The sequence below is a fragment of the Holdemanella sp. DFI.5.55 genome (assembly GCF_020593575.1).
GTDB classification, from domain to species: Bacteria; Bacillota_I; Bacilli_A; order Erysipelotrichales; family Erysipelotrichaceae; genus Holdemanella; species Holdemanella hominis.
In genome coordinates, this window is sequence record NZ_JAJDMK010000329.1 from 1 (window position 1) to 247 (window position 247).

The following is a 247-nucleotide window of genomic DNA, read 5'->3' on the forward strand; positions in this document are numbered from 1 at the left end:
GATGCGCAGATCAGCCAACCGCAATTTCGGTGAAAAATGGTCGGCTGATTTTTGGTGGGGGATTGCTGAACCACCATGCGGCAAAGTGCTCAACGGGAAGCACTATTCATAAAAATCTGAATAAAATATTTGAAAAAAACTCATTACCTACTTTTAGCAAAAAAGCGATGCATAGTAGGTAAAAATCGGTCAACTTAATTTTCTTCACAAGATCCGCCAGCTGATGCGATAGGACCCATCATCATGT

1 protein-coding gene is annotated in these 247 nt (G+C 41.3%); it reads left to right on the plus strand.

Features of this window, described 5'->3' with window-relative positions; genetic code table 11:
- The coding region (locus LJE08_RS14300; protein ID WP_227403621.1) for a hypothetical protein at positions 1 to 182 on the plus strand (182 nt) is incomplete at its 5' end.
- Positions 183 to 247: the final 65 nt, after the last annotated feature.